Annotated in this window: 15 protein-coding genes and 1 pseudogene; 11 read left to right on the top strand and 5 right to left on the bottom strand. The window is 52.9% G+C overall.

The features are described from left to right. Nucleotides 1–11 precede the first annotated feature (11 nt). Nucleotides 12–1,298, top strand: coding sequence for a DHHW family protein (locus D7Z26_RS03920; RefSeq protein ID WP_120974752.1), 1,287 nt, complete (start codon nucleotides 12–14; stop codon nucleotides 1,296–1,298). Nucleotides 1,299–1,708: 410 nt separating this feature from the next. On the opposite strand, the gene D7Z26_RS27655 is transcribed toward D7Z26_RS03920, so the two are convergent. Both D7Z26_RS27655 and D7Z26_RS28060 read right to left on the bottom strand, forming a co-directional pair. Continuing rightward, nucleotides 1,709–2,185 (bottom strand): hypothetical protein, encoded by a 477-nt coding sequence (locus tag D7Z26_RS27655; RefSeq protein ID WP_233566601.1) that lies wholly within the window; start codon nucleotides 2,183–2,185, stop codon nucleotides 1,709–1,711. A 318-nt stretch (nucleotides 2,186–2,503) separates the two neighbouring features. Further along, nucleotides 2,504–2,638, bottom strand: a pseudogene (locus D7Z26_RS28060) (transposase); the annotation flags it as partial. A 508-nt stretch (nucleotides 2,639–3,146) separates the two neighbouring features. On the opposite strand from D7Z26_RS28060, the gene lpdA reads away from it, so the two are divergent. The 5 genes from lpdA to lipB all read left to right on the top strand — a co-directional run bounded on the left by lpdA (nucleotide 3,147) and on the right by lipB (nucleotide 9,041). Continuing rightward, entirely contained in the window at nucleotides 3,147–4,580 is a 1,434-nt protein-coding gene (gene lpdA, locus D7Z26_RS03910; RefSeq protein ID WP_120974750.1) for a dihydrolipoyl dehydrogenase, read from the top strand. Nucleotides 4,581–4,771: 191 nt separating this feature from the next. Beyond that, complete coding sequence (locus D7Z26_RS03905; protein ID WP_120974749.1) at nucleotides 4,772–5,800, top strand: thiamine pyrophosphate-dependent dehydrogenase E1 component subunit alpha; 1,029 nt, start codon at nucleotides 4,772–4,774, stop codon at nucleotides 5,798–5,800. After that, nucleotides 5,800–6,786 (top strand): alpha-ketoacid dehydrogenase subunit beta, encoded by a 987-nt coding sequence (locus D7Z26_RS03900; RefSeq protein ID WP_120974748.1) that lies wholly within the window; start codon nucleotides 5,800–5,802, stop codon nucleotides 6,784–6,786. The genes D7Z26_RS03905 and D7Z26_RS03900 overlap by 1 nt, the downstream gene beginning before the upstream one ends. A gap of 39 nt (nucleotides 6,787–6,825) precedes the next feature. Further along, on the top strand, nucleotides 6,826–8,229 hold the full coding sequence (locus D7Z26_RS03895) for a dihydrolipoamide acetyltransferase family protein (protein WP_120974747.1): 1,404 nt from the start codon (nucleotides 6,826–6,828) through the stop codon (nucleotides 8,227–8,229). 110 nt (nucleotides 8,230–8,339) lie between these two features. Then, nucleotides 8,340–9,041, top strand: a complete 702-nt coding sequence (gene lipB / locus D7Z26_RS03890; RefSeq protein WP_120974746.1) for a lipoyl(octanoyl) transferase LipB — start codon at nucleotides 8,340–8,342, stop codon at nucleotides 9,039–9,041. Here the strand turns inward: lipB and prli42 are convergent. Next, nucleotides 9,004–9,099, bottom strand: a complete 96-nt coding sequence (prli42, locus tag D7Z26_RS28055) for a stressosome-associated protein Prli42 (RefSeq protein WP_158602181.1) — start codon at nucleotides 9,097–9,099, stop codon at nucleotides 9,004–9,006. The genes lipB and prli42 overlap by 38 nt on opposite strands. 74 nt (nucleotides 9,100–9,173) lie before the next feature. Between prli42 and D7Z26_RS03885 the strand changes: the two genes are divergently transcribed. Further along, nucleotides 9,174–10,304, top strand: a complete 1,131-nt coding sequence (locus D7Z26_RS03885) for a M20/M25/M40 family metallo-hydrolase (RefSeq protein WP_120974745.1) — start codon at nucleotides 9,174–9,176, stop codon at nucleotides 10,302–10,304. Between the two features lie 38 nt (nucleotides 10,305–10,342). Here D7Z26_RS03885 and mciZ read toward each other — a convergent pair whose 3' ends face one another. Continuing rightward, nucleotides 10,343–10,507, bottom strand: a complete 165-nt coding sequence (gene mciZ / locus D7Z26_RS03880) for a Z-ring formation inhibitor MciZ (protein ID WP_407643481.1) — start codon at nucleotides 10,505–10,507, stop codon at nucleotides 10,343–10,345. A 99-nt stretch (nucleotides 10,508–10,606) separates the two neighbouring features. Between mciZ and D7Z26_RS03875 the strand changes: the two genes are divergently transcribed. From D7Z26_RS03875 to fur, 4 genes are all read left to right on the top strand, one after another. Then, nucleotides 10,607–11,176, top strand: a complete 570-nt coding sequence (locus tag D7Z26_RS03875; RefSeq protein ID WP_120974744.1) for an NUDIX domain-containing protein — start codon at nucleotides 10,607–10,609, stop codon at nucleotides 11,174–11,176. Then, nucleotides 11,176–12,357: an endonuclease Q family protein gene (locus tag D7Z26_RS03870; protein WP_120974743.1), complete on the top strand. Its 1,182-nt coding sequence runs from the start codon at nucleotides 11,176–11,178 to the stop codon at nucleotides 12,355–12,357. The genes D7Z26_RS03875 and D7Z26_RS03870 overlap by 1 nt, the downstream gene beginning before the upstream one ends. A gap of 68 nt (nucleotides 12,358–12,425) precedes the next feature. Further along, nucleotides 12,426–13,091 (top strand): stage II sporulation protein M, encoded by a 666-nt coding sequence (spoIIM, locus tag D7Z26_RS03865; protein ID WP_120974742.1) that lies wholly within the window; start codon nucleotides 12,426–12,428, stop codon nucleotides 13,089–13,091. Between the two features lie 76 nt (nucleotides 13,092–13,167). Further along, nucleotides 13,168–13,629: a ferric iron uptake transcriptional regulator gene (gene fur, locus D7Z26_RS03860; protein WP_120974741.1), complete on the top strand. Its 462-nt coding sequence runs from the start codon at nucleotides 13,168–13,170 to the stop codon at nucleotides 13,627–13,629. A gap of 71 nt (nucleotides 13,630–13,700) precedes the next feature. Here fur and D7Z26_RS03855 read toward each other — a convergent pair whose 3' ends face one another. After that, on the bottom strand, nucleotides 13,701–14,186 hold the full coding sequence (locus D7Z26_RS03855; RefSeq protein ID WP_120974740.1) for a glutathione peroxidase: 486 nt from the start codon (nucleotides 14,184–14,186) through the stop codon (nucleotides 13,701–13,703). Between the last annotated feature and the right edge of the window lie 39 nt (nucleotides 14,187–14,225).

The following is a 14,225-nucleotide window of genomic DNA, read 5'->3' as shown; positions in this document are numbered from 1 at the left end:
GGAGGGTGGAAATGAAACTGCAAGTCAAACTCAATCTTCTGTTATTCTTGGTGTTCATATTCGGCTTCGGCGCCGTGAATTTATTAGGAAAAGGATCTCAAGGGGTTTCCCAGCTCGAACAACGGGACATCGCGAAGAGCCCGGAATTCACGGTCGATCGATTTTTCGGAGGGGAATACACTCGGGATTACGACAACTATTTCTCCGACAACTTCGCTTATCGGACTTCGTTAGTTCAGGTGGGAACGAGCTTGAAAGAGCTTAAAGGATTCCAAGGCGGGGATGGGGCATCCATTATCGTGCAAGGCGGAGATAACATGGCCGTCGATCTGAACAAAAACGGAGGCGACAACGGAAAAGGAGATGCGAATGCCGGAACGACGCCTGGAGACTCCAGCACCGTTACGGATGCCAGTGCGGTGAAATACTTGGTGCTTAAGGACCGGGCGTTTACCTTGTTCACCTATTCCGCTTCGGCCGCCGAGATGTACGCGGAAGCGCTCAACCGCTTCAAGAAAGAAGTCGGAACTAACGTGAACGTTTACTCGTTGCTCGCTCCTACATCCGCCGAGTTTATCGACAACGACAAGTACCGGGCCATGTCCGCGTCGCAAAAAAAAGCGTTCGACCATATCAACGAGCGACTTGATGCTTCGATCGGCCAAGTCAACGCGTACGGCGCGCTCGACCAGCATCAGAGCGAATACGTATTCTTCCGCACGGATCATCACTGGACGGCGCTAGGCGCGTATTACGCATACGTCGAGTTTATGAAAACGATCGGCGAGAAGCCCGTGGCGCTCGATAAGTACAAGAAAGTGACGATGGAAGGATTCCTGGGTACGGCTTACAAAGCGACCCTCAGCGACAAGCTCAAGTCCCATCCCGACACATTGACGTACTACACGCCGTTTACCGATTACAAATACACTTTGTATTCGACCGCGGATAAAGCGATCGATCATAAAGTCGTAGACGCAAAATACGGCAAACAGAGCAGCTCCTATTACGCGGCTTTCCTCGGGGGAGACTTCCCTTGGGGCGAGATCGACACGAAGGTCAAGAACGGTAAAAGCATTGCCGTCGTCAAGGACTCTTACGCCAACTCGTTCATTCCGTTCCTTCTGCCTCATTACGAGAAAATTTATTATATCGACCCGCGTTACTTCAAACAAAACATGGTCGATTTCGTCAAGAAACAAAAAATTACCGACGTCCTATTCCTAAATAATTCAACCGTAGCCCGCCAGAACGGCATCGCGAAACTGTTGAACGACAAAATGGACATCGGCAAATAAATTAGTATCTCACGCACATTCAAGGGGACCCTCTCGGGTCTCCTTTTTGCTATCCCCTAGGCTCAGTAGACAGCCTCATCGTTGCTCATCCAATCGCTTTTCACGCCATCCCCTTGGCTCAGGAAAATTCCTCGTCGGGTGTCCATTCACTTTTCACGCCATCCCCTTGGCTCAGGATCAACGGCTCGACCTAGCCCAACCGCTTTTCATGGTATCACATGTGCTCAGGATAACTTCTCGATGCTCGTCGAATCGCTTTTCACGCTATCCCATTGGCTCAGGTAAAATGACTCGATGTAGCCCCACAGTTTTTCATGCAATCCCGTTGCACAGAAACAAAGCGCAGGTTACAAGGATGACCGCTTGTGTCCTGAAGTCTATTGTCCGAAATAGGTTTAAGAAATACTTTGTTAGCCGGTCGTCGTAATAAGATTCCGGGGAGCCCTTGGAGGACGATTAGATCGTGGTACAGGTTCATAGCCGATGAGTTCGCGGCAAGTGATTCTTTTGAAGGAGACGCTGTCCTTCAATAAACAGTCGAATAACGAGTTGCGATTCCGATTGTATAAATAACAATACAAATCTAAATAAGCTTGAAGATGCTTCGGACCAATGCCGCGAAAAAGTCGACCTAACCACCATGTGACATTGAATCCAACCCAAGCTAATTTTTTGTTCATGGACCTGCCGTATCTTCTCGTGAAAATGACGGAAGACGCAGAGTGCGGATCGACGTTTTGACGAATAAAAGCTGCGGGATCAGGGCAGTCGTACTTGTCTATTAATGCATGTTTGTTTTGAAGCTTGATTTTCAACTGACCGATATTCCCGTTCGCGGAGTCGGATGTTCCGACCAGGAGATGCTGCTCCTGTTTATGCCATTCCATGTAAGTCGTCATTCGTTTGCAATAAACGGAATCAGAAACTCGAACGATACCGGTTAAAAGTCGCTCCGACTCCGCACGACCCATTGCGTAGCGAATTTTATGGCATATTAGCCAAGCCGTCTTATAAGTCACGCCTATTTTTTCCGATAGCTGAATCGCATTGATGCATAGGTCCTGAGTGTGGAGAAATATAGCTTGAAACCACAGACGCAAGGGTGTCCGGCTGCCTTCCATGATCGTTCCGACGATAAGGGAAGTTTGCTTGCGGCAAGAACGGCATTCGTATAATGGCAATCGGCGAGAGGTAATTAAATAATACAAAGAATGATCGCAACGCGGACAGCGAAAACCTTCGGGCCATCGGACATGAAATAACGATGAAATGCAGTCGTCCTCTTTAGCGAAACGCTGAGAAAACAATTCGAATTGTTCCGCTGCAATCCGCAAACTCATGTCAGATCACCCCCGATCTAAAGGTTATATTTCATAATTTAATTATAGCAAACATATGTTCGTATTTAAAGATAAAAATTCCAGAAATTACTTAATAAAATCGGTGTGCGTGAAATTGTTGTTACTATTATGCTGAAATGTACCATTCCCCTGAGCGACAGGGATATCGTCAAAAACGATGTACGGAGAGCCCATCTATTTTCTGAGCGTAGGGGATATCGTCGAAAGAGAAGGGGGAGGTAGGTTATTGGGTTCCTGAGCTAGCGGGATAGCGTCAAAAGGGGTAATTCGTAGGAGAAAGCGAAGTGATCTGAGCGAAGGGGATAGCGTAAAAAGGAGTAATGCGTTGGAGGTAGCATGGTGATCTGAGCGAAGGGGATAGCGAGAAAGACCAATGAATACGAGGTCGGAGCGACAAGAGCAAACGGTTGATGGTAACAAGAGGTTTTGTCCCCGAGCGGAAAAAAGGGTACAATGGTGGAGTCAGTTTACATACGGAGGGGAAACTATGCCAATCGAAGTCGATGTCGCCGTACTGGGTGGCGGGCCGGGGGGCTATACGGCCGCGGTTAAGGCGGCACAAGCCGGACGCAGCGTCGTTATAATCGAACGCGACAAACTCGGAGGAACATGTTTGCATAGAGGATGCATTCCAAGCAAGTCTTTGCTTAGAAGCGCGGAAGTATACGCCACGATCGGACAAGCCGCCTCATATGGCGTTTCAATACCTGAAGGTACGACGATTGCCGTGGATTGGAAGGCAGTCCACAAACGGAAGGACGATATCGTTTCCCAGCTGTACAAAGGCTTGCAGGCCCTGATGAAACAACATCGCATTGAAGTCATCAACGGGAGCGGGAGAATTACCGGTCCTTCTATTTTCTCGCCGCGCAGCGGCGCGATCGCCGTAGAGCTCGAGAATGGGGATTCGGAGACGATCGTACCGAAGAATGTCATTATTGCAACGGGTTCGCGCCCGCGCAAGCTTGAGGGCATTCCGTATGACGGCGAACGTATCGCGACTAGCGACGAAGCTTTGGATTGGTCTACTCGGCCATCATCTATCATAATTATCGGCGGCGGCGTTATCGGTGTGGAATGGGCTTCGATGCTGAGCGACTTCGGAACAAAGGTTACGTTAGTCGAAACAGCGGATCGCGTGCTTCCTACGGAAGATAAAGACGTCAGCGCGGAAATCGCGAAAGCCTTGAAGAAAAAGGGGGTCACGATCCTCGCGGGAGCCACTTTCATCACGGAAAGCTGCAAATTGACGGATAATGGCGTGCGCGCGGAAGTTTCCGTCAAGGAAGAGGTTGTGGCGATCGACGCTGAGAAAATGTTGATTTCCGTCGGCAGACAAGGAAACGTCGAGAATCTCGGACTCGAGAATACGGATGTCAAAGCGGACAAAGGGTTCGTTAAAGTCAATCCGCTTACGCTTCAGACCGGGGAGTCGCATATTTATGCGATCGGGGATTGCATAGGAGGCATACAGCTTGCACACGCCGCGATGCACGAAGCGGCCATAGCGGTTGAACATCTATTGGGCAAGAAACCGTCAAGAGCGGCTGATCGGGACATTCCGCGCTGTATATATTCCAAGCCTGAGGCTGCTTCCATCGGATGGACGGAGGCGGACGCCAAAGCCCAAGGCATGAAGGTAAAGACGGCGAAGGTTCCTTTAAGGGCGATCGGGAAATCTCTCGTATACGGGGAATCCGACGGGTTCGCCAAAGTCGTCGCAGACGAGACGACGGGCGATCTGCTCGGCGTACACCTTGTCGGAGCTCATGCAACGGAATTGATCGCCGAAGCTTCCTTGGCTAAATTGCTCGATGCGATTCCATGGGAAATCGGAAGAACGATCCATCCTCACCCGACTTTGTCGGAAGCGATGCAAGAAGTCATGTTAGCCGTCGAAGGCGCCGCGTCGCACGGATAATGCGTTTATAAAACCAGCTCAACCCCCGGGATAAGAGATAAGCTTCGCGCCGATAAGACGGCGTTGTTGGCAAAATCATCCGCATCCGAGGGTTGGGCGTTTCTTTTTGCTTCCGAGGGGAGTATAATAGGTTTTAAGCTCAAGTATTAAGACCAGGTTATAAATTCTAACAATAGCAGGAGGACGCGCCCATGAAACAAGCAGGTTCCGTCCAGCACAACCATCGCCACAACGCGCTAGGCTTAACGGACGAGCGCGCGGTCGACATGTACAAGACGATGATGCTAGCCCGTCGTTTCGACGAGCGGGGGCAATTGCTGCAACGCGCCGGTAAAGTCAACTTCCACATCTCGGGAATTACCCAGGAACCATCGCAGGTCGCAATGGGGTATGCCATGGATCTGAAGCATGATTGGTTTTTACCGTATTATCGGGATTACGGTTTTGTTCTATCCCTGGGGATGACGGTTAAAGACCTGATGCTTTCGATCTTCGCGAAAGCGGAAGACCCGAATAGCGCCGGACGCCAGATGCCGGGGCACTTCGGTAGCAAGAGACTTCGGATCGTGACCGGCTCAAGCCCGGTTACTACGCAAGTTCCCCATGCTACGGGATTCGCATTGGCGGCGAAAATGCGCAAAGAGCCTTCCGTCGCGATCGTGACCTTCGGAGAAGGTTCGAGCAACCAAGGCGATTTTCACGAAGGCTGCAACTTCGCCGGAGTTCATCGTTTGCCGGTTATTTTCGTATGCGAGAACAATCAATACGCGATCTCCATGTCGGTGGATAAACAAACCCGCGGACGTATTTGCGATCGTGCTTTAGGCTACGGCTTCCCGGGCATCCGGGTGGACGGCAACGATCCGCTTGAAGTGTACCGAGTCGTAAGCGAAGCTCGTGAACGCGCCATTGCCGGCGAAGGACCGACTCTCATCGAGATTATGACTTACCGGGTTACCGCGCACTCGACTTCCGATAACGATATGGCTTACAGGACCAAAGAAGAAGTAGATTTGCATAGAGCGAAAGACTCCTTGCCCGTGTATAAGCAATATTTGACGGATGCGGGATTGTGGTCGGAGGAGCAGGAAGCCAAGCTTCAGGCGGACATTCGCGCGGAGATCGACGAAGCGACCCAGTACGGGGAAAACGCTCCGTTCCAACGGGTAGAGGACGCGTTCCGCTTCGTATACGCGGAACAGAGCGGGGAGGGACACTAATGCCGGTTATCGAATATATCGACGCGATCCGATTGGCGATGAAAGAAGAAATGGAACGGGACGAGAACGTGTTCATCATGGGCGAGGACGTCGGCTTAAAAGGCGGCGTATTCGGAACGACCAAAGGCTTGCAGCAGCAATTCGGCGAGCAACGGGCGATCGATGCCCCGCTGGCGGAGTCCGCCATCGCGGGAGTCGCGATCGGCGCCGCCATGGCAGGCATGAAGCCGATTGCGGAAATGCAGTATTCGGACTTTATGTTCCCGGCAACGAATCAAATCATCAGCGAAGCGGCCAAAATCCGCTATCGCTCCAATAACGACTGGGATTGCCCGATCGTCATCCGCGCTCCAATTGGGGGCGGCGTATTCGGAGGCTTGTATCATTCCCAATGTCCGGAATCGGTTTTCTTCGGCACGCCGGGACTTAAGATCGTAGTGCCCGCGACGGCATACGATGCCAAAGGACTCCTGAAAGCCGCGATCCGCGATCCGGATCCGGTCATTTTCTTCGAGAACAAGAAGTGTTACCGTCTGATCAGCGACGAAGTTCCGGATGGAGATTACGTCGTTCCGATCGGCAAGGCGAACGTCATGCGCGAAGGCTCCGATCTGACGATTATCGGTTACAGCATGCCTCTGCACTTCGCGATGCAAGCGGCGGAGGAGTTATCCCGGGAGCATGGGATCGAAGCTCATATTTTAGACTTGCGCACGATCCAGCCGCTCGACCGGGAAGGCATTCTCGAAGCGGTATCCAAGACGGGGAAAGTCCTTATCGTTCATGAAGACAACAAGACGGGCGGAATCGGTGCCGAAGTTGCGGCGATCATCGCGGAGGAACTGTTGTACGACCTGGACGCTCCGATTCGCAGATTGTGCGGGCCCGACGTGCCTGCGATGCCGATCAACCCGCCGGGGGAGAAACACTTCCTGTTGAACAAAGAAAAGCTCAAAACCGCGATGCTGGAGCTCGCGCGCTACTAAGCCGGAGTAACTGCCCGGTCTAGGGAGGAGAACTTACGAATGGCGAAAAAAATCATCGAAATAACGATGCCGCAGTTGGCGGAATCGCTCGTATCCGCTACGGTTGACCGTTGGCTCAAGGAACCGGGCGACCAGATCGAGATGTACGAGCCCATCTGCGACCTCATCACCGATAAAGTGAACGCCGAATTGCCAGCTACCGTCAAAGGAAAGCTAGTGAAGCATCTCGTCGGATCAGGCGAGACTGTCGAGGTCGGAGCCGCGATATGCCTCGTGGAGATCGAAGTCGCTGACGGAGGGGAACAAGCCGACCCTGGTGCGGGCAAGGTTGAGGAAGCTGTCGCGGGAGGGCAAACCGCTTCCGCGGCACGACCGCCAATCGTCGCGGCTTCGAGCGCCGCGATCATTGACGAGAATGCGCCGATGAGGCTTCGCTATTCTCCGGCGGTTCAAAGGTTGGCTGCCGAGAGGCAGATCGATCTTAACCGCGTGGCCGGGACGGGAGAAGGCGGACGTATTACACGCAAAGACGTACTATCCGCCGCGGAAGCGGGTAACGCCGCGATCGGTTCCCCGGCGAACGCGCCGTCTACGGTTCATGCATCTTCGACATCGTCCGCTAGCTCGTCCGTAACGCCGATCGTGCCGATGGATCCGAAAATTCCCGTACGTTCGTCCGGCATGCATCTGTCCGAATCTCCGCGGATTCCGTCCGTCGAAACGCAAGGGCAAGAGATGCCCGGACGCGGAGAATATTTTATCGACGTCACGCCGGTCCGCAATACGATCGCGACCCGCATGCGTCAAAGCGTCAGCGAAATTCCGCATGGCTGGATGATGATCGAAGTCGACGTTACGAATCTCGTCGTGCTGCGCAACAAGCTGAAGGACGAATTCCGTCAACGGGAAGGCATCAACTTAACGTACATGCCGTTCTTGATCAAAGCGGCGGTTAACGCGATCAAGGATTATCCGATCATGAATTCCGTTTGGGCGGTCGATAAAATCATCGTCAAACGGGAGATCAATATTTCGCTCTCCGTCGGTACGGAAGACTCGGTCGTCACGCCGGTCATTCGCCAGGCCGATCAGAAAAATATCGCGGGAATCGCTCACGAGATCGACGATCTGGCGCGTCGTACCCGCGACAAGAAGCTCAAACTGGATGACGTTCAAGGCGGTACGTTTACGGTGAACAACACGGGCTCGTTCGGTTCCATTTTGTCGCAGCCGATCATCAACTATCCGCAAGCGGCGATCCTCACCTTCGAATCGATCGTCAAGCGTCCCGTCGTGATCAACGACATGATCGGCGTACGATCCATGGTTAACCTGTGCTTGTCGCTGGATCATCGGATTCTCGACGGCGTTATCTGCGGACGTTTCCTGCAGCGCGTCAAAGAAAATCTCGAGAGCTACAACCAAGAAACGAAGCTTTATTAAATCATGATGGCCCGGTCTCGCGTTTGCGCGAAATGCCGGGCCGTCCGTTTGCGATGTCCGATTTCGATAAGCTACAATAGAAAGGGAGTCGCGAAAGGAGGGCAAATGGCATGCGGAAGCTGGATACCGATTGGCTTTCCAGAATGGATTACGGCGAGGCTTGGGATCTTCAGAAAAAACTCGTCAAGGAAATCGACCGCGAAGAGAGGGAAGATACGTTACTTCTCTTGGAGCACGATCCGACTTATACGATCGGATCTGATCGCCATCCGGAGCATTTGCTATACAGCAAAGAGGAACTTGCCCGCAGAGGCATCTCTTTGTTCGAAATCGACCGGGGCGGCGACATTACTTATCACGGACCCGGCCAATTGGTCGGTTATCCGCTTCTTTACTTGGACGCGGTCGGACTCGACTTGCACCAATACTTACGGAATCTCGAAGAAGTTCTAATCAAGATGCTTGCGGAATTCGGTATCGAAGGCGGCAGAAAGCCGGAATATACGGGAGTATGGGTCGGAGATTCCAAAATCGCGGCGATCGGCGTGAAGTTCAACAAAGCCCGGACCCGCAGAGGATTCGTGACGAGTCACGGGTTCGCGCTGAACGTCAACCGGGACGTGGAGCAGGAAGGCTTTCAAGGCATTATCCCGTGCGGGATTACCGAATACGGAGTGACCTCGATCGAAAGCCTGATCGGAAAGCGGTTGACTCCGGAAGAAGTCGGAATCCGCGTTCTCCCTCACTTCGCGGAAATATTCGGTTACGCCGAACCTACTCGAGCAGGGAGCCTAAGCTCATTAACAACGTAGAAACGAGCATGACTATCAATGTGCCGTAAACGACGATTTTGAACCATTTTTTGTTCATCGGAAAGTCATCCTTTCAATAATTGCTTGTCCACAAATACTATTGTAACGAAAGCTTCGTCAGGAGGAAAGAACATGGTGCAAAAAGAACGTTTGATCGCGGAATTCATGGAATTGGTGAGAATCGATAGCGTAACGAAATACGAAACGGAAATCAGCAAGGTGCTCTTTCGCAAATTCGAAGATTTAGGACTTGAAGTCACGGAAGACGACGTTGCCGAGAAAATCGGACACGGAGCGGGCAATTTGTTCGCGTGGTTGGCTCCGACTGCGGGACACGAGAATGTCCCTGTTATTTTGTTCACTTCCCATATGGACACCGTGTCGCCCGGCAACGGAATCAAACCCCGCTTGGACGACGACGGCTACATTCGCAGCGACGGAACGACGATTCTCGGTGCGGACGATAAAGCGGGCTTGGCGGCGATTTTCGAATCGCTTCGAGTGCTGAAGGAGCAAAACTTGCCTCACGGGGGCATTCAATTCGTCATTACTTCGGGGGAAGAGTCGGGGTTGCTCGGTTCGCGGGCGATGGACGGTTCCCGTCTTCGCGCGAAGTTCGGCTACGCGCTCGACTCCAACGGAGAAGTCGGAGCGATCGCGGTGGCAGCGCCGACGAATTCCCGCCAATATATTACGATCAAAGGCAAAGCCGCGCATGCGGGCGTGAATCCGGAGGACGGAATCAGCGCGATCCAGGTCGCTTCCAAGGCGGTATCCCGCATGAAGCTCGGCCGCATCGACAGCGAGACGACCGCTAACATCGGTCGGTTCGAAGGCGGGGGCGAGGTCAATATCGTCACCGATACGATCAAGATCTACGCCGAGGCCCGCAGTCAGGTACAGGAGAAAATGGACCGTCAAATCGAAGCAATGAGGGAAGCGGTAGAGAGCGCGGCCAAGGAATACGGAGCCGAGTTTGATTTCGAGACGGCAACGATGTATCCGGCCTATTCCTACGGCGATGGCGACGAAGTCGTCGAGGTGGCCAAATCGGCCATCCAAGCGATCGGCCTTGCACCTCGGATGTTCCCGTCCGGCGGCGGAAGCGACGCGAACGTATTTAACGGCAACGGTGTACCGACCGTTAACCTGGCGGTCGGATACGAATATATTCACACGACCAAAGAACAGATCAAAGCCGACGACATCGTGAAAGTAACGGAGCTCGTCATTGCGATCGTTAACGAAACGTTAAAGAAATAACGGATTGGAAACATACAAGAGGCAGCGCCCTTGCAAAGCTAAGCTTTGCCGGGGCCCTGCCTCTTCGTCGAATCGTCGGCGATTAAATCGGAGACCAATGTCAGTCCTCCATGTTGCTTGCGCTCCTGGCGAAGCGCGTAACGAATTTCCCAGGCTTTGCCGACGAATTGGAGCTTATTGGGCGAAACGTATTTTTTCAACATCGGTTCTCGGCCTCCTCTATGCGGGCTTGCAATCCATTGGACAAGCCTATATGTTGAACTTATGCGCAAATACTTACTTTCATGTCTGGAGGCTTATTCATGAGCGATAAGAACGAGCAACATCTTCACCCTTTTTATGAGAAAACTTTGGAAACGAAACCGATTTTCGAAGGAAGAATGATTTCGTTGCAAGTGGATACGGTACTTCTGCCGAATGGCGAGACGGCTACCCGCGAGATCGTCCGACATCCCGGAGCGGTGGCCGTGGTAGCTATCCTGGACGATAAAATGCTCGTCGTAGAGCAGTTCCGCAAACCGCTCGAGAAAGTTCAAGTCGAGATACCGGCGGGCAAACTGGACGCGGGAGAAGAGCCCGAAGCGGCCGCGCTCAGGGAGCTGGAGGAGGAAACGGGATATCGTGCGAGAAGCATTACCCATCTGCGTTCGTTCTCCACTTCTCCGGGCTTTGCCGAAGAAATCGTACATCTATACTTCACTAGCGATCTGGAGCGCGGAGAGATGCATCTTGATGATGAGGAATTCCTGACGTGCGAGGCCATTACGTTGGATGAAGCACAGCGATATATCGAGGAAGGGCGGATCTGCGACGCCAAAACCTTGCTCGCCGTCTACGCTTGGCGCATGTATAAGCTAACGGGATCGTTCTAATGGAGCTCCGGCCCTATTTCGCGGATTTGCACGTGCACATCGGGAGAAGCCAGGATGGGCAGCCGGTCAAAATTAGCGGCAGCAAGGAGCTTACCTTCCGGAACATCGCCAAGGAAGCCTCCGAACGCAAAGGCGTAGAGTTGATCGGGATCATAGACTGCCATTCGCCTGGCGTTCAGAAGGATATGATCGATTGTCTGGAATCCGGCGAGATGGAGGAAATCCGAGGCGGAGGCATCCGCTACCGTGACACGACGATCGTGCTGGGAATCGAGATGGAAGTAAAGGAAGAGGGAGGCGGACCTTTTCATCTTCTCGGCTATTTGCCGACTTTGGAAGCGATGCAAGAATGGACGGCGTGGATGAAGCCGCGCGTGAAGAACATTTCGTTAAGCTCGCAACGTATCTGGATTACGGCAAGGGAGCTTCAGAGCGAGTTGCTCGCCAGGGGCGGGCTGCTCGTCCCCGCGCACGCGTTCACGCCGCACAGGGGGTTGCTAGGTTGTTCGGCGGATCGGTTATCCGATCGGCTGGATCCGGACGGCATTGCTGCAGTCGAATTGGGGCTAAGCTCGGATACGGCGATGGCCAGTCGAATATCCGAGCTTGATCGCTATCCGTTCCTGACGAACTCGGACGCCCATTCCACGGGAATGATAGCTCGGGAGTGCAACGAGCTCATACTGGGAGAACCTTCGTTCGAAGAGCTGGCGATGGCGCTGAAGAACAGGGGAGGACGACGTATTGCGGCAAACTATGGGCTTCATCCTCAGCTCGGGAAGTATCATACGACTTCTTGCGGCAAATGCGACAAGGCCTTAACCGAAGCGGAAGAAGCTTTCGGCGTATGTCCGGCATGCGGGAGCGACAGACTGGTGCGAGGCGTATCGGGACGAATTCGGCAGTTGGCGGATCGTGACCGTCCATACGGTCTCGAAAGTCGTCCTCCTTACCGGCCTCAGGTTCCTCTATCCTTTTTTCCCGGAATCGGACCGGTCAAACGCGAGCGTTTATTCGCGGAAGTCGGCACGGAGATGGAAATCCTGCATCGCGTGGCCAAAGAACGGCTAATTCCGATCACGGGAGAGTCGATAGCAGACATGATTATCGACGCCCGGGAGGGAAAAGCCGTATTCACGTCCGGAAGCGGGGGCACTTACGGCACGTTAGCCCGCTCATAATTCCGGCTTGTCCGTCATACACATAGGCACGAGGCGTGTCTGGGTTGAAGGACGAGGAGGAAGCTTCCATGCACATCAAGCTGTGGAATTTGTCGGCTCGGGATAACTTGAATTTGTACGTATTCGTCGGAGTTCTCGTCATTGTAGGAGCAATCTTCGGGGCGATGCTCGTTAACGCGCTAACGTTGGAGCAGCAGCAGGAGCTTGCCGATAATCTCGGCGCGTACTTGTCGTCGGTTAAAGACCCGCAGCATACGTCCGCGGCAACTTCCTTTTGGGATAGCTTCTGGTTTTATGGGAAATGGCTGTTATTGATCTGGTTTCTGGGCTTGTCGGTCATCGGACTTCCACTCGTGCTCGTGCTGGATTTTCTGAAAGGCGTGCTGATCGGATTCGCTGTCGCGCTGTTGGCGCAGCAGTTGGCTTGGAAGGGCGTATTGTTCTTCTTGGTCGCTACCGCCCCGCAGAACGCAATCATCGTTCCGGCGCTCATGATCGCAAGCATCTCCGCGGCAAGATTCGCTTATTTCGTCGTTCGAGAGCGATTATTCCGGCGTAAAGGGCAGCTAATGCCTCCATTCCTCGCGCACACGGCCGTAACGGGAATGATGCTTCTCATGCTGATCGTTGCTTCGCTCTATGAAGCTTTTGTTTCCCCGCGAATTTTGGAGCGCGTCGCGCCGACGTCTCCGGCTGTTGTGGCGGTGGAAAATACGACTTTTTCTTCCAAATGACGCTGCGAGGTTTGACTTAACTAAGAGGCTCATCCTATAATGAAAGGAAGTGTACCAGCGACCGGAGGGGGAAACCATGGAAGCCCGCATCGATAAAATCAAACAACAACTGCAGTCCCAGGGCTACAAGCTAACCCCGCAGCGGGAAGCGACGGTTCGCGTACTCCTTGAGAACGAAGAAGACCATCTGAGCGCGGAAGACGTGTTCATGCTCGTAAAGGACAAAGCGCCCGAAATCGGCCTTGCTACCGTGTATCGCACCTTAGAGTTACTTAGCGAAATGCATATCGTCGAGAAGATGAATTTCGGTGACGGAGTTGCCCGTTACGATCTGCGTACGGATAGCAATAAGCATCACCACCATCATCTAATCTGCGTCAAGTGCGGATCCATGACGGAGATCATGGAAGATTGGCTAGGGCCTCTCGAAGAGCGCCTAGAGCTGGAATATCGGTTCTCCGTGCTCGATCATCGTCTGGACTTCCAAGGCGTCTGCGCGAAATGCCAGGCAGCCGAATCGGACAAACCTAACTCCTAACGCGAATCGAAGAGGCTACCCCGGATTAGACGGGGTAGCCTCTTTCACGTTATCGGATAGTTATAATCCTATTAATCTTTAGACAGTTGCAGGCGGATCTGGCTCTCGATTTTTTCGGGCGTATCGGTAGGGGAGAAGCGTTTGACGACTTTGCCATGTCGGTCGACGAGAAACTTCGTGAAATTCCATTTGATGCTTTTTAATCCAAGGAATCCGGGTGCGGCTTTCGTTAGATGTTTATAGAGCGGGTGAATGCCGCGGCCCTTGACGTCGATTTTGGCGAACAGGGGAAAGGTAACGCCATGATTGATCTGGCAATGTTCGGCGAGCTGATCGCCTTCCAACGGCTCCTGATTGGCGAATTGGTTGCTAGGGAAGCCTAAAACGGCCAAACCTTCGCCAGCGTAGGTCTCGTGAAGCCGTTGCAACCCTTTGAATTGGGGAGCGAAGCCGCATTTGCTTGCCGTATTCACGATGAGCATAACTTTGCCTTCGTAATCGGACAGATTAAGAGCCTCTCCTCGCGCGGATTGTACTGGAATATCGTATAAAGACATGATTATCGCCTCCCGGCCGAAATGATCGATCGTCATTTC

Source organism: Cohnella endophytica, from assembly GCF_003628305.1.
Taxonomy (GTDB): Bacteria; Bacillota; Bacilli; order Paenibacillales; family Paenibacillaceae; genus Cohnella; species Cohnella endophytica.
This window is presented reverse-complemented; position numbering and strand designations above follow the sequence as displayed.